The sequence below is a fragment of the Bacillus paramycoides genome (assembly GCF_038971285.1).
Taxonomy (GTDB): Bacteria; Bacillota; Bacilli; order Bacillales; family Bacillaceae_G; genus Bacillus_A.
The window spans coordinates 3,749,353-3,769,644 of record NZ_CP152427.1; the positions used below are offsets into that span (position 1 = coordinate 3,749,353).

General features: G+C 37.8%; 21 protein-coding genes. All 21 read right to left on the reverse strand.

Translation table 11 applies throughout. The annotated features are described in order from the left end of the window. Window positions 1–80: 80 nt before the first annotated feature. A complete protein-coding gene (gene sucD, locus AAG068_RS19225; RefSeq protein ID WP_000115178.1) occupies window positions 81–983 on the reverse strand; it encodes a succinate--CoA ligase subunit alpha in 903 nt (300 codons plus the stop codon). A gap of 19 nt (window positions 984–1,002) precedes the next feature. Beyond that, window positions 1,003–2,163, reverse strand: a complete 1,161-nt coding sequence (gene sucC / locus AAG068_RS19230; protein WP_001020785.1) for an ADP-forming succinate--CoA ligase subunit beta — start codon at window positions 2,161–2,163, stop codon at window positions 1,003–1,005. A gap of 193 nt (window positions 2,164–2,356) precedes the next feature. Continuing rightward, on the reverse strand, window positions 2,357–3,130 hold the full coding sequence (gene rnhB, locus AAG068_RS19235; protein WP_342715497.1) for a ribonuclease HII: 774 nt from the start codon (window positions 3,128–3,130) through the stop codon (window positions 2,357–2,359). A gap of 53 nt (window positions 3,131–3,183) precedes the next feature. Further along, entirely contained in the window at window positions 3,184–4,074 is an 891-nt protein-coding gene (gene ylqF / locus AAG068_RS19240; protein ID WP_078419062.1) for a ribosome biogenesis GTPase YlqF, read from the reverse strand. A 20-nt stretch (window positions 4,075–4,094) separates the two neighbouring features. After that, on the reverse strand, window positions 4,095–4,646 hold the full coding sequence (gene lepB, locus AAG068_RS19245) for a signal peptidase I (protein ID WP_000711857.1): 552 nt from the start codon (window positions 4,644–4,646) through the stop codon (window positions 4,095–4,097). Window positions 4,647–4,747: 101 nt separating this feature from the next. Then, window positions 4,748–5,092, reverse strand: a complete 345-nt coding sequence (rplS, locus tag AAG068_RS19250; protein WP_001186516.1) for a 50S ribosomal protein L19 — start codon at window positions 5,090–5,092, stop codon at window positions 4,748–4,750. A gap of 146 nt (window positions 5,093–5,238) precedes the next feature. Next, a complete protein-coding gene (gene trmD / locus AAG068_RS19255; RefSeq protein WP_000686892.1) occupies window positions 5,239–5,973 on the reverse strand; it encodes a tRNA (guanosine(37)-N1)-methyltransferase TrmD in 735 nt (244 codons plus the stop codon). Continuing rightward, a complete protein-coding gene (gene rimM, locus AAG068_RS19260; protein WP_048530513.1) occupies window positions 5,973–6,488 on the reverse strand; it encodes a ribosome maturation factor RimM in 516 nt (171 codons plus the stop codon). The genes trmD and rimM overlap by 1 nt, the downstream gene beginning before the upstream one ends. Window positions 6,489–6,609: 121 nt before the next feature. Next, entirely contained in the window at window positions 6,610–6,837 is a 228-nt protein-coding gene (locus AAG068_RS19265; RefSeq protein ID WP_000737397.1) for a KH domain-containing protein, read from the reverse strand. A gap of 14 nt (window positions 6,838–6,851) precedes the next feature. After that, window positions 6,852–7,124 (reverse strand): 30S ribosomal protein S16, encoded by a 273-nt coding sequence (gene rpsP / locus AAG068_RS19270; protein ID WP_000268750.1) that lies wholly within the window; start codon window positions 7,122–7,124, stop codon window positions 6,852–6,854. A gap of 100 nt (window positions 7,125–7,224) precedes the next feature. After that, window positions 7,225–8,574 carry a signal recognition particle protein gene (gene ffh, locus AAG068_RS19275; RefSeq protein WP_000863461.1) on the reverse strand — a complete coding sequence of 450 codons (1,350 nt, stop codon included), beginning with the start codon at window positions 8,572–8,574 and terminating at the stop codon, window positions 7,225–7,227. Between the two features lie 12 nt (window positions 8,575–8,586). Next, entirely contained in the window at window positions 8,587–8,919 is a 333-nt protein-coding gene (locus AAG068_RS19280) for a putative DNA-binding protein (RefSeq protein ID WP_000891062.1), read from the reverse strand. A 133-nt stretch (window positions 8,920–9,052) separates the two neighbouring features. Further along, entirely contained in the window at window positions 9,053–10,042 is a 990-nt protein-coding gene (ftsY, locus tag AAG068_RS19285) for a signal recognition particle-docking protein FtsY (RefSeq protein WP_000007650.1), read from the reverse strand. A 15-nt stretch (window positions 10,043–10,057) separates the two neighbouring features. Continuing rightward, window positions 10,058–13,627 (reverse strand): chromosome segregation protein SMC, encoded by a 3,570-nt coding sequence (gene smc / locus AAG068_RS19290; protein ID WP_342715499.1) that lies wholly within the window; start codon window positions 13,625–13,627, stop codon window positions 10,058–10,060. Window positions 13,628–13,774: 147 nt separating this feature from the next. Further along, window positions 13,775–14,512, reverse strand: coding sequence for a ribonuclease III (gene rncS / locus AAG068_RS19295; protein ID WP_001146876.1), 738 nt, complete (start codon window positions 14,510–14,512; stop codon window positions 13,775–13,777). Between the two features lie 58 nt (window positions 14,513–14,570). Beyond that, window positions 14,571–14,804, reverse strand: a complete 234-nt coding sequence (gene acpP, locus AAG068_RS19300; RefSeq protein WP_000786062.1) for an acyl carrier protein — start codon at window positions 14,802–14,804, stop codon at window positions 14,571–14,573. Window positions 14,805–14,873: 69 nt separating this feature from the next. Next, the gene (fabG, locus tag AAG068_RS19305; protein WP_342715500.1) at window positions 14,874–15,614 is read right to left on the reverse strand and encodes a 3-oxoacyl-[acyl-carrier-protein] reductase; all 741 of its coding nucleotides are present in this window, start codon (window positions 15,612–15,614) and stop codon (window positions 14,874–14,876) included. Then, on the reverse strand, window positions 15,614–16,558 hold the full coding sequence (gene fabD, locus AAG068_RS19310; protein WP_342715501.1) for an ACP S-malonyltransferase: 945 nt from the start codon (window positions 16,556–16,558) through the stop codon (window positions 15,614–15,616). The genes fabG and fabD overlap by 1 nt, the downstream gene beginning before the upstream one ends. A gap of 14 nt (window positions 16,559–16,572) precedes the next feature. Next, window positions 16,573–17,565 (reverse strand): phosphate acyltransferase PlsX, encoded by a 993-nt coding sequence (plsX, locus tag AAG068_RS19315; RefSeq protein WP_000684108.1) that lies wholly within the window; start codon window positions 17,563–17,565, stop codon window positions 16,573–16,575. Next, window positions 17,562–18,155: a transcription factor FapR gene (gene fapR, locus AAG068_RS19320; RefSeq protein WP_074619402.1), complete on the reverse strand. Its 594-nt coding sequence runs from the start codon at window positions 18,153–18,155 to the stop codon at window positions 17,562–17,564. The genes plsX and fapR overlap by 4 nt, the downstream gene beginning before the upstream one ends. An 88-nt stretch (window positions 18,156–18,243) precedes the next feature. Beyond that, a complete protein-coding gene (gene recG, locus AAG068_RS19325) occupies window positions 18,244–20,292 on the reverse strand; it encodes an ATP-dependent DNA helicase RecG (protein ID WP_342715502.1) in 2,049 nt (682 codons plus the stop codon).

The window sequence follows — 20,292 nt, forward strand, 5'->3', positions numbered from 1 at the left end:
CTCCTTACCCATAATTTTTATTATGTTAACAAGAAGTTTGTAAAAAGACACCTTCAAGCAAGAAGGTGTCTTTCAACAGATTAGTAGTTTTTACAAGTCTCAAATAGACCTTTTTCTTTTAAGACAGAGATTAGCGTTTCACCCATAACTGCTGGAGTTTCCGCTACTTTAATACCACAAGCTTCCATCGTTTTAATCTTTTCTGCAGCAGTTCCTTTACCGCCAGAAATGATCGCACCAGCATGACCCATACGCTTGCCAGCAGGCGCTGTTTGGCCGCCAATGAAGCCTACAACAGGTTTTGTCATATTAGCTTTCACCCATTCAGCTGCCTCTTCTTCCGCTGTACCACCGATTTCACCAATCATAATTACAGCATGTGTTTCTTCATCTTCATTAAAGGCTTTTAACGCATCAATAAAGTCTGTACCGTTAACTGGGTCTCCGCCGATACCTACAGCCGTAGATTGACCAATACCTTCTTGTGTTAACTGATGTACAGCCTCATACGTTAATGTACCAGAGCGAGATACGATACCTACATGACCTTTTTTATGAATGTATCCTGGCATAATACCGATTTTACATTCATCAGGCGTGATAACACCTGGGCAGTTTGGTCCAAGTAAACGTGTATGTTTACCCGCCATATATCTCTTTACATTTACCATATCTAATACAGGAATTCCTTCAGTAATACATACTACTAAATCAATTTCTGCATCAACTGCTTCCATAATTGCATCAGCCGCAAAAGCGGGTGGAACGTATACAACTGAAGCGTTTGCGCCTGTTGCTTTCACTGCATCTTCTACAGTATCAAATACTGGTACACCTTCAATATCAGTGCCACCTTTACCTGGCGTTACACCACCGACAATTTTCGTACCGTATTCAATCATTTGTTTTGTGTGGAATAACCCTTGAGAACCTGTAATACCTTGAACAATAACTTTTGTATCTTTATTAACTAATACGCTCATTTTTCTCCCCCGCTTTCTATTAGCCCACTAGTGAAACAATTTTTTGTGCACCGTCTGCCATAGATTCTGCTGCAACAATATTTAAGCCAGACTCATTTAAAATTTTCTTACCTAACTCTACGTTTGTACCTTCAAGACGTACAACTAAAGGTAACTCAAGACCTACTTGTTTCGTTGCTTCAATAACACCTTCTGCGATAACATCACACTTCATAATGCCACCAAAAATGTTAACGAAGATACCTTTTACATTTTTGTCAGAAAGGATAATTTTGAATGCTTCTGTAACTTTTTCAGCTGTCGCACCGCCACCAACATCTAAGAAGTTAGCTGGATCGCCATGGTAATGTTTAATGATATCCATTGTAGCCATCGCTAAACCTGCACCATTAACCATACAACCGATATTTCCATCTAAAGGAATGTAGTTTAAGTCATATTTAGAAGCTTCGATTTCTTTTGCATCTTCTTCATCAAGATCACGAAGTTCTAAAATATCTTTATGGCGATATAAAGCGTTAGAATCAAAGTTTAATTTCGCATCTAATGCCATAACTTTACCATCACCTGTTGTAACAAGTGGGTTAATCTCCGCGATAGAGCAATCTTTTTCGATAAACGCACGGTATAAGCCCATCATAAACTTCACAGCTTGTCCTACAAGCTCTTTTGGAATATTGATGTTAAATGCGATTCGGCGCGCTTGGAAGCCTTGTAAGCCTACTGCCGGATCAATATATTCTTTAAAGATTTTTTCAGGTGTTTTTTCTGCTACTTCTTCAATTTCTGTTCCGCCTTCTTCAGACGCCATTAAAACAACTTGAGAAGTTGCACGGTCTAAAACAAGACCTACATAATATTCTTTTTTAATATCGCAACCTTCTTCGATAAGTAAGCGTTTTACTTCCTTACCTTCAGGACCTGTTTGATGTGTCACAAGTGTAGTTCCTAAAATGCTCTCTGCATATGTACGAACTTCATCTAAATTTTTTGCAACTTTTACTCCGCCAGCTTTGCCGCGTCCACCAGCGTGAATTTGTGCTTTTACTACACATACATCCGTTCCTAATTCTTTCGCTGCTTCTACAGCTTCTTCTACTGTAAATGCAACCTTCCCGTTCGGAACGCTAACCCCATAGCTTCTAAGGACTGCCTTACCTTGGTACTCATGGATATTCATGGTCCCATCCTCCCCTGTTTTCCTGTTTTACTCGAAAAGTTTTTTAATGTTTAAAAAACATTACATTGCCATTGTATAAGATGATTGGCACGCTGTCTACAATAAAGTGTCAGAAAACTGAAATCGCTTTATTCTTTTTTGAAAATAGTAATGTTTATATGTCAAAATAAAAAATAAGCTGTGAAAACACAGCTTATTTTTTATTCATATCTTTAATTGGCGCAAACGATTTTCGGTGTTCTTCTAATACTCCATGTGCTTCGATCGCTTCTAAATGTTGTTTCGTTCCATATCCCATATGTTGTTCAAATCCATATGCAGGATACTTTTCTCCAAGCTTTTTCATCATACGATCTCTCGTTACTTTTGCAATAATGGATGCAGCTGAAATAGAGATACTTTTTGCATCACCTTTAATGATGGATGTTTGCGGAATTGGTGTAGGGAGTTTCATCGCATCAATTAATAAGTATTCTGGTGTACAAGATAAATTTGCAACAGCATCTAACATCGCTTGTTTCGTCGCTTGATAAATATTTATCTCATCAATCACTTGCGGTGATACAATTCCAACTCCAATTGCAATTGCTTGCGCTTTAATTTCATCATAAAAACGCTCTCGCTTCGCCTCACTCAGCTTTTTCGAATCATTTAACCCTGGAATATAAAAATCTCCAGGAAGGACAACAGCTGCCGTCACGACAGGCCCAGCTAGCGGTCCACGACCCACTTCATCTATACCAGCGATATATGTGAGGCCTTTTTCACGTAACGCATTTTCATACTTAGACATTTCTAGAAATTTTTCTTTTTCCTTTTGCGCTAACTCTTTTTGTTTATACCACTTCGTAATGAGCTTTTGTACCCCTTTACGTTCATCTTTCATTAATATTTGAAAGCGATCGTCCTCTTCACTCATAATTTCTTGCAGTAAATGTTCCGCTTCTTGAATAGTCACTTTTTGCATTCATGCCACTCCCTTTATATACAAAAAAAAGAAAAGACGTACAAACGCACGTCTTATACTTCTTCTACTTTTTCTACATCTTCTGTTTGCTCTGCAAACTCTTCTGGTGTTTCAAATGTCATTTTTCCAAGTTTGCCACCACGAAGCTCACGAAGTACAAGTTCAGATGTTTTATCATAATCAATCATTCCGCCGCCCATTAAGCAGCCTCGGTTTTTCCCAATCGCATCAAATAACTCCACGATATCTTCTGGAATGTCATTTAAACTATAGCGCTCTTTTAATCGTTCTGGATAATGTTTCTCCATAAAACGTAACGCATAAACAGCTACATCTTGTAGATTTAAAATAGAGTCTTTAATTGCACCAGTCGTAGCTAGACGTAAACCAACTAATTCGTCTTCAAATTTAGGCCATAAAATACCAGGTGTATCTAACAGCTCCATTTCTTTCCCAACCTTAATCCATTGTTGAGCTGTTGTCACACCAGGACGATCTCCTGTTTTAGCAATATTTTTCTTCGCTAACTTATTGATTAACGTAGATTTACCAACATTCGGTATACCTACAATTAATGCACGAATCGCTCGCGGTCTAATACCTTTTGCAACCATTTTATCAAATTTTTCTTTCACTAACACTTTACAAGCTGCTGCAATTTCCTTCATACCTTGTCCAGCTTGTGCGTTAATTGAAATTGCCATATGGCCTTTTTCTTTAAAATATGCGATCCACTGTTTTGTTAAACGATCATCCGCCATATCTGCTTTATTTAAAACAACAAGCCTCGGTTTATGTGTAATAATCTCATCAATCATCGGATTTCGAGAAGATAAAGGTAATCGAGCATCTACAAGCTCAATTACAACATCAATTAACTTTAATTTTTCTGTTACTTGGCGTCTAGCCTTTGCCATATGGCCCGGGAACCATTGAATTACCATGTTGCCACCTTCTTTTTCTTTTATTTCACAATACGAGCATCTTTTAACGGCCAATATAGTATATTTGCTTTTCCGATCACTTGGTCCATTGAAATTGTACCAATCGAACGGCTATCTTTACTAAAACGACGATTATCGCCTAAAACAAATAATTGACCTTCCGGAACAGTTTTCTTCCCTGTCATTTCTTCAAGAGTAAAATCATATGTAAGCGGTCCGTCAGCAATTTGTTTTTTCTGCTTGTCTAAATACGGCTCCTCATAAGCCTTTCCGTTAACATATAGTTTATCATTACGATACTCTATTTCATCGCCTGGTAGGCCAATAATACGCTTAATATAATCTTTATCTTCCGTTGCTCGAAATACAATAATATCAAATCGTTTCGGATCTCCTATGTGATAACCAATTTTATTAACAATCATTCGATCGCGGTCATGTAAAGTAGACGCCATCGATACTCCATCTACGAGAATTGGCGCAAAGAAAAACTGTCTAATAACACCCGCTAATACAACAGCAATCAAAATTGCTTTGATCCATTCCCAAAGTGAACTCTTTTCTTTCTTCATGCTTTTCCCCTCCACGATTATGTAAGCTGCTCGTATTATATCAAAATTTTATATAGATTGGAAAAAGGGAGCTTGTGCATTTACAAGCTCCCATACATGTCTTATCGAATTTCTTTAATACGTGCTTTTTTACCGCGAAGGTTACGTAAGTAGTATAACTTAGCACGACGTACTTTACCACGGCGAAGTACTTCGATTTTCGCGATTCTTGGCGTGTGAACTGGGAATGTACGCTCTACACCTACACCGTAAGAAATCTTACGAACTGTGAATGTTTCACTGATTCCGCCACCACGACGTTTAATTACAACACCTTCGAAAAGCTGAATTCTTTCACGAGTTCCCTCAACTACTTTTACGTGTACACGTAAAGTGTCTCCAGGACGGAATGAAGGAAGGTCAGTTTTTAATTGGCCTTTTGTAATTTCTGCGATTAATTGTTGCATATTAAATTCTCTCCTTTAAACAGATGCTCTTATAAAGTCTAAATAAATTACAGCGGAACATCGTTAATACGGCTACTGATTTCAGCAGCACAAGTGTTATAATAGCATATTGCTAGAACTGTTGCAATAGAAAATATATCAAGCCCTTATTTGCCTTCTTTAATCTGTTCTAGCCATTTCTTTTCTTGCTTAGACAATTCTCGTTCTTCTAGTAAATCCGGTCTACGCGTGTACGTACGACGCAACGATTCTTTATGTCGCCACTCATCAATATTTTTATGATTTCCTGACATTAATACATCGGGCACTTTCATACCACGAAAATCAGCTGGACGTGTATAATGAGGATGCTCTAATAAACCTGTACTAAACGAATCCTCGACCTGTGAAGCATGATTTCCTAGTACTCCTGGCAAGAGACGTACGACACTATCAGTTATAACCATAGAGGCTAACTCTCCACCCGTTAATACGTAGTCACCAATAGAAATTTCATCTGTCACGAGATGTTCACGAATTCTCTCGTCATATCCTTCATAATGTCCACATACAAAGATTAAATGTTCTTCTTCTGCAAGCTCTTCTGCTTTCTTTTGAGTAAATCTTTCACCCTGCGGACACATTAAGACAACTCTCGGTTTACGCTCTGTCTCTTTCGTTAAATCTTCTACAGCATCAAAAATAGGCTGAGGGGTTAATACCATCCCAGCGCCACCACCATACGGATAATCATCTACGCTATTATGCTTACTCGTTGTATAATCGCGGAAATTGACCACACGAAGCTCTACCGCTTCTTTTTCTTGTGCTTTCTTTAAAATTGAAGATCCAAACACACCTGTAAACATATCTGGAAACAATGTTAAAATGTCAATTTTCATTATAGCAGCCCTTCCATTACATGAATGGTTACTAATTTATTCTCAATGTTAACTTGAAGTACAACATCATCAATATAAGGAATTAACAGATCTTGACCTTTTGGACGTTTAATAACCCAAACATCATTTGCACCGGGAGATAAAATTTCTTTTATTGTCCCTAACGCTTCTCCTTCTTCCGTTACAACGTTGCAACCAATAATTTCATGATAGTAGTATTCACCTTCAGCTAGTTCGCCTAATTGATCTTCAGGCACTTTTAAAAGAGATCCTTTAAACTGTTCTACTTCATTTACATTCCCATATCCTTCAAATGTCAATAAATCAAATGTTTTATGTTGACGATGAGAAGTAATCTTTACTGGGAAGGGCTCTCCACCTTTTTCATTCGATATGTATAATGTATTTCCTACTTTATATCGCTCTTCTGGAAAATCAGTACGAGAAACTACACGAATTTCTCCTCTTACGCCATGAGTATTTACAATTTTCCCTACGTTAAACCATTTTGTCATAAATAGTATGTCACCCCTGGTTTCTATATAAATTAAGCATCCCCATTTCACATATGGAACATGCAACTTCTCTTTAAATGTTAAAAAAGGGAGAGGAAATAACTCCTCGCCCTTTTTACGTTTATTGAATTTCCAGTGTTACTTTTTCATCATTATGATGTCCCACTGAATACAAGAGCATTCGAATTGCTTTCGCAACTTTGCCTTGCTTTCCAATGACTTTTCCAACATCCTCAGGATGTACAGTTAATCGATACTTTATCTCTCCGTTGTAAAGTTCCTGTGTAACTTTTACATCTTCAGGATGATCGACAAGAGGCTTGACAATCGTCTCGACTAACTTCTTCATAGTCATTGCCTCAATTACTTACCTTGTTTAGATAAGTGGAATTTCTCCATGATACCTTGGTTAGAGAATAAGTTACGAACTGTATCAGATGGTTTAGCACCATTTCCTAACCATTTTAATGCTGCTTCTTCGTTGATCTTAACTTCAGCTGGTTGAGCAACCGGATTGTAAGTACCGATTTCCTCAATGAAACGTCCGTCACGAGGAGAACGAGAATCTGCAACAACTACACGATAGAAAGGAGTTTTTTTAGCTCCCATACGTTTTAAACGAATTTTAACTGCCATTTATAAAGCACCTCCGAATTTATTTCACACAGATAATTATATTAGCAAAAAGACTATTGCTTTGTAAAGTATTTTTTCTTAACAGAGCCATCTTTTTTCCTTACATGAATGGAAACTTCAATCCACCTAGTCCTTTTTTCTTACCTTTTTGCATTCCAGTCATCGTTTTCATCATCTTTTTCATATCATCAAATTGCTTGATTAAACGATTGATTTCTTGTACCGTTGTACCGCTACCTTTGGCAATGCGCTTTTTGCGACTAGCATTGATTATTTCCGGTTGTTCTCGCTCTAATTTAGTCATAGAACGAATAATTGCCTCAATATGCCCAATTTGTTTTTCATCAACTTGTGCATTTTTCAGCCCTTTAATTTTATTTGCACCAGGAAGCATTCCTAACAATTCATCAAGCGGTCCAAGTTGACGCACTTGTCCAAGTTGTTCTAGGAAATCGTCAAGCGTAAACGAAAGTGTACGCATTTTTTGCTCAAGTTCTTTTGCTTTCTCTTCATCAACTGTAGCTTGCGCTTTTTCAATTAATGTTAAGACGTCTCCCATCCCTAAAATACGGGATGCCATACGTTCTGGATGGAACGCTTCAAGTGCATCTAGTTTTTCACCCATACCAGCAAATTTAATTGGTGTATTTGTAACAGCTTTAATAGATAATGCCGCACCACCGCGCGTATCACCATCTAATTTTGTTAATACAACCCCAGTTAAACCTAACTGTTCATGGAAACTTTGTGCAACATTAACCGCGTCTTGTCCTGTCATCGCATCGACAACAAGGAAAATTTCATCCGGTTTCGCAACTTCTTTCACTTTCGCTAATTCATCCATTAGTTCTTCATCAATATGCAGGCGACCTGCTGTATCAATTAAAACATAATCGTGATGATCTTCTTTTGCTTTTGCAATCGCTTGTTTCGCAATTTCAACAGGACTTACTTGATCTCCTAAAGAGAATACAGGCATGTCCAATTGCTTCCCTAATGTTTCAAGCTGTTTAATCGCTGCAGGACGGTAAATATCCGCTGCAACAAGCATAGGTTTACGATTATGCTTTTTACGAAGCAAATTCGCAAGCTTACCTGTCGTCGTTGTTTTACCTGCACCTTGCAGACCAACCATCATAATAACAGTCGGTGGCTTATTAGCAACAGCAATTTTGCTTTGCTCTCCGCCCATAAGTTCTGTAAGTTCTTCCTGTACAACTTTAATTACTTGTTGTCCAGGTGTCAAACTTTTCATTACATCTTGTCCGACAGCACGTTCAGACACACGCTTTACAAAATCTTTTACTACTTTAAAGTTAACGTCCGCTTCTAAAAGAGCTAGACGAACTTCTCTCATCATTTCTTTCACATCGGCTTCAGAAACTTTTCCTTTGCCGCGGATTTTTTGCATTGTCTGTTGAAGTCGGTCGGCTAATCCTTCAAATGCCATATTGCCGCCCTCCTAATCTAATTTTTCGATAGCTTCAACAACTTGTTTCATTTCTTCATTCACATGCTCTTCTTCGCTGATTAGCTGTTTTAGCTTTGCAACAAGTCGCTGTCGCTCTTGAAACTTTTGAAGTAATACTAATTTTTCTTCATATTCTTCAAGCATCGCTTCAGTCCGTTTAATGTTATCATACACGGCTTGGCGACTTACATCAAATTCTTCCGCAATTTCACCAAGAGATAAATCATCTAGATAATAAAGCGACATATAACTTCTTTGTTTTTGCGTTAACAACGATTGATAAAAATCAAATAAATAGTTCATTCTCGTTGTTTTTTCGAGCATGTTGGATCATCCTTTGTTAAGTGATTTCCCTTTACATGAATTAGTTTACATGGAGTACAAAAGAGTGTCAAGTTTTTTTCTTAACATCACATATTTTTATAGAAAAAGAAGCGGAAAATACCGCTTCTTTCACTTATACTTCTTCTGTTTCTACTAAGTTCGCAAATAAACCATATACATATTGTTCTGGATCGAACTGTTGCAGATCATCCATTTGTTCTCCTAATCCAACAAATTTCACCGGTACATCCATTTCGTTACGGATTGCTAATACAATACCACCTTTAGCAGTTCCATCTAACTTCGTTAAAACAATACCAGTAACATTCGTTGCTTCACGGAATGTTTTCGCTTGACTTAAACCATTTTGTCCTGTTGTAGCATCAATAACAAGTAATACTTCATGAGGAGCTCCTGGTACTTCACGCTCAATTACACGCTTCACTTTCTCTAACTCCTTCATTAAGTTCACTTTATTTTGTAAACGTCCTGCTGTATCGCATAGTAATACGTCTACGTTACGTGCTTTTGCAGCTTGTACAGCGTCATACATAACCGCTGCTGGATCAGACCCTGATCCTTGTTTAATCACTTCTACACCAACGCGATCGCCCCACACTTCTAATTGTTCAATCGCCCCAGCGCGGAATGTATCTCCTGCCGCCAATAAGACAGACTTACCTTCTGATTTAAACTTATGAGCCATCTTACCAATTGTTGTCGTTTTACCTACACCATTAACACCAACAAATAAAACAACTGTCAAGCCATCTTTTTGCATATTAACTTCATTAGTAAAATCGCTGTCGCCTTTATAAATTTCTATTAATTTTTCCGAAATAACAGCTTGTACTTCTCTTGGATCTTGAATGTTACGGCGTTGCACTTCTTCTTTCAATTGATCAATTAATTCCATTACTGTTGACACGCCAACGTCTGCACCGATTAAAATCTCTTCTAATTCTTCGAAGAAATCTTCATCTACTTTACGGTAACGAAAGACTAAATCATTTACTTTATCCGCAAATGAATTTCTCGTTTTTTCTAATCCTTGTTTAAACTTCTCTGTTACCGTATCTGTTTGTTTCGAAATTTTTTCTTTTAGTTTTTTAAAAAAGCTCATACTGACCCATCCTTCCTATTTGCTTGCAACTAGTTCTTCTCCATCATCTAAACGAACCGAGACAAGTTTAGATACCCCTGACTCTTGCATTGTTACACCGTACAATACGTCAGACTCTTCCATTGTACCTTTTCTATGTGTAATTACAATAAACTGTGTCTCATCACTAAATTTCTTTAAATACTGGGCAAAACGGGCAACGTTCGCCTCATCAAGAGCAGCCTCTACCTCATCTAGTACACAGAATGGAACTGGGCGCACTTTTAAAATACCAAATAACAGCGCAATTGCTGTTAAAGCACGCTCTCCACCTGAAAGCAAACCTAAGTTTTGCAGTTTCTTCCCTGGCGGTTGCGCTACAATATCAATACCTGTATTTAATAAGTCCTCTGGATTCGTCATGACTAAATCCGCTCTACCGCCTCCGAACAATTCAGAGAATACCGATTGAAACTCCATTCGAATTCCTTCAAACGTAGTAGAAAAGCGTTTTTTCATTTCTTCATCCATTTCAGTAATAAGTTGGTGCAATGTCGTTTTCGCTTCTTCTAGGTCATCTTTTTGCTCTAGTAAGAATGTATGACGCTCTGCTACACGCTCATATTCATCAATTGCTCCTAAGTTTACTGTACCTAGCTCTTCAATAGATAATTTAATTAATTTCACCTTTTTACGTGCATCCTCGGCAGGCATCACCATTGTATACTTCAGTTTTGCCGCTTCAAATGAAATCGTATATGTTTCACGTAAATGTTGTAATCTATTTTCTAACTCTACATCAAGTCGGTTAATTTTTACCTCTTGATCTTTCAACATCTCAAGAATGTATTTATGTTTACCTGTGGTCTCTTTCAGATTACGCTCTAACTGTTCTACTCTCTCTTGTAACGATACACGTTGTTCACGACGAGAGCGAATTAACTCTGAAGTTTGATTACGATCGTATGCTTTCTTCTCAATCATATTCGTAATTTGCTCTTCACCACTTGAATTCGATGTCATTTCTTGTTTTAAGAATGCTAAGTCCTCTTTCGTTTTAACAAGCGTTGCATCTGTTTCTTCTTTTTCCTTCGTCAATCGTTCAACTTTTTCTTTTTGGTTAGATAAGCGTTGTTGCTTTTCAGCTGCCAACACTTTTAACTCTGTCATTTCTTTTTGAACTTTTTCTTTCGAAGAATGCTGCTCACTTTTTTGTTTTGTTAAAGCTGCAATGTTGCTATCTAATTCCGTAATCTCCGCTTGAAGGGTCGCTAAAATCTTTTCTAGCTCTTCTTTACGCCTTTGCATTTTCACTTGATCTTGCAAGAACCCTTCAATCTCTAAATCATAAATTGATAAACGATCATTAATACGATGTTCTTCTAATTCTAAGCGACTAATTTCTTCTCTTAATTTCTGTTCTTCTACACGCTCTACCTCTACGCTTTGTCTCAGTTCGCGTATTTGTACTTCTTTTTCTTGAATTTCTTGCTTTACTGCTTTAACAAAGTTTTCTAACTTCGTCGTTTTTTCTTCCATATCAGTTAACTTGTTTGTCCACTCTTCTAGCTCACGTTGACGTCCTAATAAAGAAGATTTCGCCTGTTTTACCGCTCCACCTGTCATAGAACCGCCAGGGTTCACTACATCACCTTCGATTGTTACAATGCGATAACGGTATTGTAGTTGTTTCGCCAACTCATTCGCCCCGCGTAAATCTTTTGCAACAATAACAGTACCTAACAAATTCGAAACTACATTTTCATATTTATTGTTATATTGCACAAGTTCTGCCGCCACACCTACAAACGATGGGTGCTGATTTACAATACGTAATTGCTCAAACGATAACGATCTACCTTTAATAACAGCTTGTGGTAAAAACGTTGCTCGTCCATGTTTATTTTGCTTTAAAAATGCAATAGCATTACGAGCATGCTCTTCTTTTTGTACGACAATATGCTGCATTGCTGCACCTAGAGCAATTTCCATTGCAACTTCATATTCTTTCGGTACCGTTAGCAGTTCTGCAACAGCACCCTCGATACCTTGCAACCTATTTTCTCTAGCTTTTAATACTTCACGTACCCCTTGGTAGAAACCAGAATAATCTTCTTGCATCTCTTCTAGCATTTCTTTTCGAGAACGTGCCTGTTGTACAAATTGATACGCTTGATACAGTTTTGTTTCGTTTTCACTATACTGCGCCTTGCATTTCCCAAGTGCCGCTTCTGTCTTTTGTATATTCGAAAGGATTCCAGCTACTTTTTCTTTCACTTGTTCATAACTTTCCACAAGTTTCGTCTTTTTCGCTGTAATTTCCATACGCATTTCTACATATTTCGCATTTTCTTCATCAAGGCGTTCATTTTTAGAGTTTTGTTGCTTAGATTGTTCTTCAATCATAGATAATTCATTACGATGACTAGCTTGTTGATTTAAAAGTTCAATATAGTCACCTTTTAAATTCTCAATCTGTTCCTCTAAATTGTCGGCAAACGTTGCAAGTACTTGCTCATTATCATGCAATTTCGTCTCCAACTCTTTTACTTGATTTACAAATTGCATCAACACTTCTGTACTTGATTCTATTTCACCATCATAACTTGTAGCTTTCGCTGTTAATTCAACAATTAACTGTTCGAGTTGCGCACAATGCGTCGTTGCATTTTGCTTTCTCTCTTTTAATAGCTCACGTTGCCCTTCTAACTTTTCTAGTTCTTTACTAGAAAGAAGAAGTACTTCTTGCAGGGAATCTACAGACTCATCTACTGCTTGTAATTGACCTCGTAATTCCTCTAGCTCTTCTTCACCTTTTTGTAAATGCGTTGACATTTTCGCTTCTTCGTTTTTATTATGCCCAAACTGATTTCGAAGCGCTTCCCATTTCTCATGTAATTCTTCAATTTCATGTACAATAAGCGCCGCTTCTACTTTCTCTAATTCTTCTTTTTTCTCAAGATAATCTTTCGCAATAGAAGCTTGTCTTTCTAAAGGTTCTACTTGACTACTTAATTCGTGAATTATATCTTGTACACGATTTAAGTTTTCTTGTGTATCTGCTAATTTCCCTTCAGCTTTCTTTTTACGAAGTTTGTATTTCAGCACTCCAGCTGCTTCTTCAAATACACCACGACGTTCTTCTGATTTACTACTTAAAATCTCTTCAACTTTCCCCTGACTAATAATCGAAAAAGCTTCTCTTCCCATACCAGAGTCCATGAATAAATCGATAATATCTTTCAATCTACATGATTGTTTATTAATATAAAAATCACTATCACCAGAACGAGATACACGACGCGTTACACACACCTCATTATATTCAATCGGTAAACGTTGATCCTCATTATTTAAAGTTATCGTTACTTCAGCAACATTAACTGCTCTTCTCGTATCACTGCCTGCAAAAATAATATCTTCCATCTTTGCACCACGTAATGATTTTGCCGATTGTTCACCAAGTACCCAGCGAATGGCATCAGTAATATTACTTTTCCCGCTTCCATTAGGTCCTACTACAGACGTTACACCTGGGACGAAATCAACAGATACACGCTCAGCAAAAGACTTAAATCCTGCTATTTCTAATCTTTTTAAAAACACGAAAGGCCTTCCTCCTATTCTCCGTTGCTATAAATGTTGTTTATACAAAAACAAACTATTATACGGATTTCCTTTCCTTACATTTACAAACGAAAGGAAAGTTTCATTCTATGCACAAGGAATCCCCCTCATTCAAAGGGGGATTCCTTATAGTTGTTCTTTTAACTTTTTCAACGCTTCTGCAGCAGCTTGTTGCTCTGCTTCTTTTTTTGACTTGCCACTACCAAGACCTAAAGCCACGTTATTTAACGTAACACGTGACACAAATTCTCGATTGTGAGCCGGTCCTTTTTCTTGCAAAATTTGATACTCAATATTGCCACTACCATCACGCTGAATCAACTCTTGTAATTGACTCTTATAATCCATCACATGAGAAAAAGCACCTTCATTAATTTTAGGGTATACAATTTCTTTTAAGAAGCCCCATACTGTTTCTAGCCCTTGATCAAGATAAAGGGCACCAATAAACGCTTCAAAGACATCCGCTAATAAAGCTGGTCGTTCACGTCCGCCTGTCATTTCCTCACCTTTTCCTAATAAAACAAGGCTACCAAATGACAACTCGTTTGCAAAACGAACAAGAGAGGGTTCACATACAATAGCTGCACGTAGTTTTGTTAACTCTCCTTCGCTCATTGTCGGATATTTTTGAAACAGATACTGCGATACAGTAAGTTCCAATACTGCATCTCCAAGGAATTCGAGACGCTCATTGTCTTCATGCGGTTTTTTTCGATGCTCATTCACATACGATGAATGCGTAAATGCTTGAATCAATAATTTTTCATCTGTAAACGTAATACCTATCTTTTCTTGAAATACTTTAAACGCTTCACGATATTTTGTTTCGTATTTTTTTTCTCTATATTTACGGTACGGCATAGGTCCCTCCAGATATAAGCCGAGAAGCCCCGCTAAAAAACGGGACTTCATTCAAGCATTATAGATGACTCTCTATGTAAGTCACAGCATCGCCAACAGTAGCAATCTTTTCAGCATCTTCATCAGAAATTTCCATTTCGAATTCGTCTTCTAATTGCATTACAAGTTCTACTACATCTAGGGAGTCTGCTCCTAAATCTTCCTTGAAGCTTGCAGCTGGTACTACTTCTGTTTCTTCTACTCCTAAACGATCAACGATGATTTTTGTTACACGCTCTAAAACATCTGCCATTCCATTCACCTCCCCTCAAATATTATATTAAATATTGTCCAAAAAAACTAGCTGAAATCGATTCTTTTATTACATTACCATACCACCATCAACATTTAACGTTTGACCTGTAATATATTTGCTTTGATCAGAGGCAAAAAATGTTACAGCATTCGCGATATCTTGCGCCTCACCAAACTGAGCTGCAGGAATTAATTTTAACATTTCAGCTTTTATATTTTCATCTAATACGTCTGTCATATCTGTCGCAATAAATCCAGGAGCAATTGCATTTACAGTAATATTACGGCTCGCTAACTCTTTTGCTGATGTTTTTGTTAATCCAATTACACCCGCTTTAGCAGCAACATAGTTTGCTTGTCCTGGGTTTCCCGTTACTCCGACAACCGAAGCGATATTTACAATACGTCCATGACGTTGACGCATCATATATCGAGATACTGCCTTTGTACATAAGAATACACCTTTTAGGTTTGTATTAATAACTGTATCCCATTCTTCTTCTTTCATACGCATTAATAAATTATCTTTTGTTACACCTGCATTATTTACAAGAATATCAACTTGTCCAAATGCATCTACAGTTTGTTTCACCATAGTTGTAACGTCTTCAGCATTTGCAACATCTGCTCTTACTGCAATTGCATCCGAACCTAATTTCTTTATTACATCAACTACTTCATTTGCCTTTTGCTCGTTACCAGCATAATTTACTACAACATTTGCACCTTGTTTCGCTAAATCAATCGCAATTGCACGACCGATTCCACGTGAAGCACCCGTTACTAATGCTACTTTCCCTTTTAACATCAGTTTTCTCCTCTCAAATTCGAAATGGTATCTTGTAATGTCTCTTCATCATATATCGCGTATGCTTTCACTGATGAATCAATTGACTTCATAAGTCCAGCAAGTACTTTCCCAGGTCCAATCTCAATAAATGTATCTACCCCTTGACTCACCATGTATTCAATGGATGGGTACCATAAGACAGGCGAATAGAGCTGCTCGATTAGCTTTTCTTGAATATGCGCACCACTTGTAATAACGTCTGCTGTTACATTTGCAATAACCGGAATATTCGTATCTTGAATTGTAATTTCATTTAAGACACTTTGGAATTTCTCCGCTGCTGGCTTCATAAGCGAAGAGTGGAACGGTCCACTTACCTTAAGCGGAACAGCTCTCTTTGCACCATTTTCTTTCGCTCTTTGAGAAGCAATCTCGACTCCTTGCTTTGTTCCAGAAATCACAATTTGCTTCGTACTATTCATATTAGCAATTTGTACTGCATATCCTTCACTTGTTACTTCTTCTGTAACTTGTTTCAGCATATGTGGATCAGCACCTAAAATAGCCGCCATTGCACCTTCTCCGCCAGGAACAGCTTCTTCCATATATTCCCCACGTTTCCTTACAGCATATACTGCGTCTTCAAAAGTTATTGCACCCGCCGCTACAAGAGCGCTATATTCACCTAAACTATGCCCTGCGACAAAGTCTGGTGTAATATCATACTCTTTTAAAGCTGTCAAAATAGCAAAACTCGTTGTTAATAAGGCTGGTTGCGCATTTGTTGTTAGCGTAAGCTTGTCTTGCGGCCCTTCAAAAATCACTTCTGAAAGTGAATCTTGCAATACCTCATCTGCTTTTGCAAATACATTTGCAACCTCTTTATTATTCTCTGCTAACTGTTTACCCATTCCAACTGCCTGTGAACCTTGGCCCGGAAAAAGAAATGCTAGTTTTCCCATTTCAAATCCTCCTCTTATTGGAGTGGCTCTTTCTCCATTACGCTTGAAATAGTAGGAATAACTTCTTTCGCTACCATTTCTCTCGTCTGACGAATCGCACTAAATATCGATTGGTCATTGGAAGAACCGTGAGCCTTAATGACAGGAGCCTTCAATCCAAATAATGCCGCTCCTCCATACTCCGAATAATCCATTTTATCTTTTAATACCATAAGTTTTGGCTTTAATACCGCTGCTGCTAATTTGCTCGTAAACGAACTCATTAACTGTTCTTTTAGCATAGAGAATAATGCAAGTGCTGTTCCTTCTAATGATTTCAGTGCTACATTACCTGTAAAACCATCACATACTACAACATCTGCTACACCTTGCAATAAATCTCTTGATTCAACGTTCCCAACGAAATTAATTGGGGCATCCTTAAGCATTGCAAAGACTTGTTTTGAAAGCTCGTTACCTTTGCCATCCTCTGTTCCAACGTTTAAAAGTCCAACGCGAGGATTTTTAATCCCTCTTACTTTCTCAGCATATACAGATCCCATTACTGCATATTGATATAAATGAATTGGTTTTGCATCAACGTTCGCTCCAACATCTAACATAACAAAACCTTCTCCATCAACAGTTGGCATTGTAGGGGATAAAGCTGGTCGCTCAATTCCTTCCATACGACCTACAACAAACAATCCAGCCGCCATTAAAGCTCCTGTGCTACCAGCTGATATACAAGCATCCGCTACACCGTCTTTCACTTGCTGTGCTGCTAGTACCATTGAAGCTTGTTTTTTTCGACGAACTGCCCTTACTGGTTCATCTGTCGATTCGATTTTTTCATCTGTATGAAGTATAGTAATTCGTTCTTCACTCGTTAAGTATTGACGAATTTCCTCTTCTTTCCCTACTAACGTAATATGTAAATCAGAATATTCCTTAATAGCTTTCATTGCCCCTAGTACGACAGCCTTTGGAGCATGATCGCCGCCCATTGCATCTATTGCGATTTTCATAAGTTGTTACCTTCCTCACTATAATTACTAGATCGATACATTTCAAAAGTGCCTGTAAAAACAAGTTCTTCTCCAACAAAGCTACGCACTTTGACAATCGTCCGTCCTTTATCATTCTCTACATCTTCAACGCGCGCTTTCGCAACGACACGCTCTCCTAATTTTACAGGACGAATGTATCGAATGGTAGACTTTGCAGTTAATGCTAATTCTTCATCAATAACTGCAACAGCTAGTGAGTTTGCTTGTGCAAACAAATGGTGCCCACGGGCAATTTGATTTCTTTTAAATACGTGTTCTACCTTCACTTCAAAAATAGAAATCGCATGTCTATCTAATTCTATATCGATAATTTCTCCGACAACCTCTTCTAACGGTAAAGATTTCACATCTTCTTCATGTTGCTTTGTAGCTACATGTTTAATTCTTTCTCTTAATTCAGGAATAGATAATTCCATACGATCAAGACGTACGGTTTGTATACTCACTTGAAATTTTTCTGCTAAATCTTCATCCGTAATAAAAGGATTCGTTTCTATAGTTTGTTGTAATAATTCTTGTCTTTCTTTTTTACTTCTTCTTTTTTTCATACCGCACCATCCATTTTTATGACTAGGTACTAACAGTAGTATATAATCATTAAAAGTAGAATGCAACAAAAACTTTCGTTGCCTCCCTTTAATCGAGCTTCTCTCCCTGGAACACACCTGTCCCATCAAGATACGTACGTAGCGATGCATATTGATCATTATGCCAAAATGCTTCTGAATCTACTAGTAACGCCGCATCTTGTCTAGCTGTTTCTAACGCTCGATAATCATGTACCATATCAGCAACCTTGAATTCTGGTAAACCACTTTGCTTACTTCCAAAGAAATCTCCAGGACCTCTTAACTCTAAATCTTTTTCCGACAATACAAATCCATCATTCGTTTCGGTCATAATACGCATTCGCTCTTTTCCTGTTTCCGATTTCGGATCTGCGATTAATAAACAATACGATTGTTCACTACCGCGGCCAACACGCCCTCTCAGCTGATGAAGCTGTGATAAACCGAAACGTTCGGCGTCATAAATAACCATTACAGTCGCATTCGGTACGTTCACACCTACTTCAACAACTGTTGTCGATACAAGAATTTGCACGTTATTTTCACTAAATTGTCCCATTATCTCTTCTTTTTCTTGAGATGATAATCTTCCATGCATTAATCCGACTTGACATTTCTCTTGATAATGATGAGTCAACATACTATGTAAGTCGATTGCATTTTGTACATCCAGTTTCTCAGATTCTTCAATAAGAGGACAAATAACATATGCTTGTCTTCCTTTTTTTATCTCTTTCTCTACAAAACCGAGAACACGGTCTAACATATCATGTTTTGCCCAGTATGTTTCAATTACCTTTCTACCAGCTGGCATCTCATCGATTATAGAAACATCCATCTCCCCAAATGCAGTAATTGCTAGCGTACGCGGAATTGGTGTTGCTGTCATAAATAATACGTCTGGACTTTCACCTTTCTCCCTTAAAACTCGTCGCTGTGCTACACCAAATCGATGTTGTTCATCAGTAATCACGAGACCTAACCTATGAAAAATAACTTCATCTTGAATTAAAGCATGTGTTCCAACAAGGATATCTATTTCTCCTTGCTCTAATTTTGCCAAAATCTCTCGACGTCTCACGCCTTTAACTGAACTTGTTAATAATTCAACTTTCATACCAAAGTGCGAGAACGTCTCTGCAAGCGATTGATAATGTTGTTCTGCTAAAATTTCTGTAGGAACCATTAAAGCACCTTGATAATGTGCTAATTTCGCTGCATAAAGACCAATTGCTGCAACCACCGTTTTACCAGAACCTACATCACCTTGCAACAGACGATTCATTCGATAAGGAGATGTCATATCTTTCATAATTTCATCCACAACACGGCGTTGCGCGCCAGTTAACGGAAACGGAAGTGCATCGATAAACTCTTGCAATTCTGCTGAAGGAATTTCTTTTTTCGTCCCTTTCGAATTTTCTCTCTCCATTTTCCGTAATGTTTGCATTTTAAGCTGGAATAAGAAAAATTCCTCATATACAAAACGACGACGCGCTTGCTTTAAATCTTCCTGTCCTGCCGGAAAATGCAACGCCCGAAGCGCTTCATAACGTGGCAATAATTTATATCGACTTAACAATCCATCAGGCAACACTTCGACTATAGAATCTCCATACTCCTTTAGCGCTTGTGCAATAAAACGGCGCATCTGTTTTACTGTAAGCTTTCCTTTCACTGAGTATACAGGTTCTACTTCTTGTTGACGTACAACCGGTCCAAAGTGAAGTTCTGATACTGCAATCGTTTGACGATGCTGATCCCATTTACCAGTAATCGTTACCGTTTCATCTAAAGTTAACTTCTGCTTATAGTACGGCCTATTAAAACATACAGCTGTAATTAAATAACGACCGACGAGGACACGAACCGTAAGACGCGATTTTTTCTTCCCATAATATTGTAGTAAAGGAGCACTATGAACTTTCCCCTCAACTGTTACACGTTCATCATGCTTTACTTCAGCAAGATCTTTCATCGCATAATCTTCATAACGGTACGGAAAATGCTCTAATAGATGAGAAACTGTATAAATTCCCATCTCGTGTAGTAATTCAGATGTTTCTCCTCCGATTCCCTTTACATCCGTAACAGGAACTTGTACAACTTCATTCAA

Bases quoted from the DNA above. Each gene is read 5' to 3' on its own strand.
- sucD (WP_000115178.1), bottom strand. From the start codon at position 983: ATGAGCGTATTAGTTAATAAAGATACAAAAGTTATTGTTCAAGGTATT.
- sucC (WP_001020785.1), bottom strand. From the start codon at position 2,163: ATGAATATCCATGAGTACCAAGGTAAGGCAGTCCTTAGAAGCTATGGG.
- rnhB (WP_342715497.1), bottom strand. From the start codon at position 3,130: ATGCAAAAAGTGACTATTCAAGAAGCGGAACATTTACTGCAAGAAATT.
- ylqF (WP_078419062.1), bottom strand. From the start codon at position 4,074: ATGGTAATTCAATGGTTCCCGGGCCATATGGCAAAGGCTAGACGCCAA.
- lepB (WP_000711857.1), bottom strand. From the start codon at position 4,646: ATGAAGAAAGAAAAGAGTTCACTTTGGGAATGGATCAAAGCAATTTTG.
- rplS (WP_001186516.1), bottom strand. From the start codon at position 5,092: ATGCAACAATTAATCGCAGAAATTACAAAAGGCCAATTAAAAACTGAC.
- trmD (WP_000686892.1), bottom strand. From the start codon at position 5,973: ATGAAAATTGACATTTTAACATTGTTTCCAGATATGTTTACAGGTGTG.
- rimM (WP_048530513.1), bottom strand. From the start codon at position 6,488: ATGACAAAATGGTTTAACGTAGGGAAAATTGTAAATACTCATGGCGTA.
- AAG068_RS19265 (WP_000737397.1), bottom strand. From the start codon at position 6,837: ATGAAGAAGTTAGTCGAGACGATTGTCAAGCCTCTTGTCGATCATCCT.
- rpsP (WP_000268750.1), bottom strand. From the start codon at position 7,124: ATGGCAGTTAAAATTCGTTTAAAACGTATGGGAGCTAAAAAAACTCCT.
- ffh (WP_000863461.1), bottom strand. From the start codon at position 8,574: ATGGCATTTGAAGGATTAGCCGACCGACTTCAACAGACAATGCAAAAA.
- AAG068_RS19280 (WP_000891062.1), bottom strand. From the start codon at position 8,919: ATGCTCGAAAAAACAACGAGAATGAACTATTTATTTGATTTTTATCAA.
- ftsY (WP_000007650.1), bottom strand. From the start codon at position 10,042: ATGAGCTTTTTTAAAAAACTAAAAGAAAAAATTTCGAAACAAACAGAT.
- rncS (WP_001146876.1), bottom strand. From the start codon at position 14,512: ATGCCGTACCGTAAATATAGAGAAAAAAAATACGAAACAAAATATCGT.
- acpP (WP_000786062.1), bottom strand. From the start codon at position 14,804: ATGGCAGATGTTTTAGAGCGTGTAACAAAAATCATCGTTGATCGTTTA.
- fabG (WP_342715500.1), bottom strand. From the start codon at position 15,614: ATGTTAAAAGGGAAAGTAGCATTAGTAACGGGTGCTTCACGTGGAATC.
- fabD (WP_342715501.1), bottom strand. From the start codon at position 16,558: ATGGGAAAACTAGCATTTCTTTTTCCGGGCCAAGGTTCACAGGCAGTT.
- plsX (WP_000684108.1), bottom strand. From the start codon at position 17,565: ATGAAAATCGCAATAGATGCAATGGGCGGCGATCATGCTCCAAAGGCT.
- fapR (WP_074619402.1), bottom strand. From the start codon at position 18,155: ATGAAAAAAAGAAGAAGTAAAAAAGAAAGACAAGAATTATTACAACAA.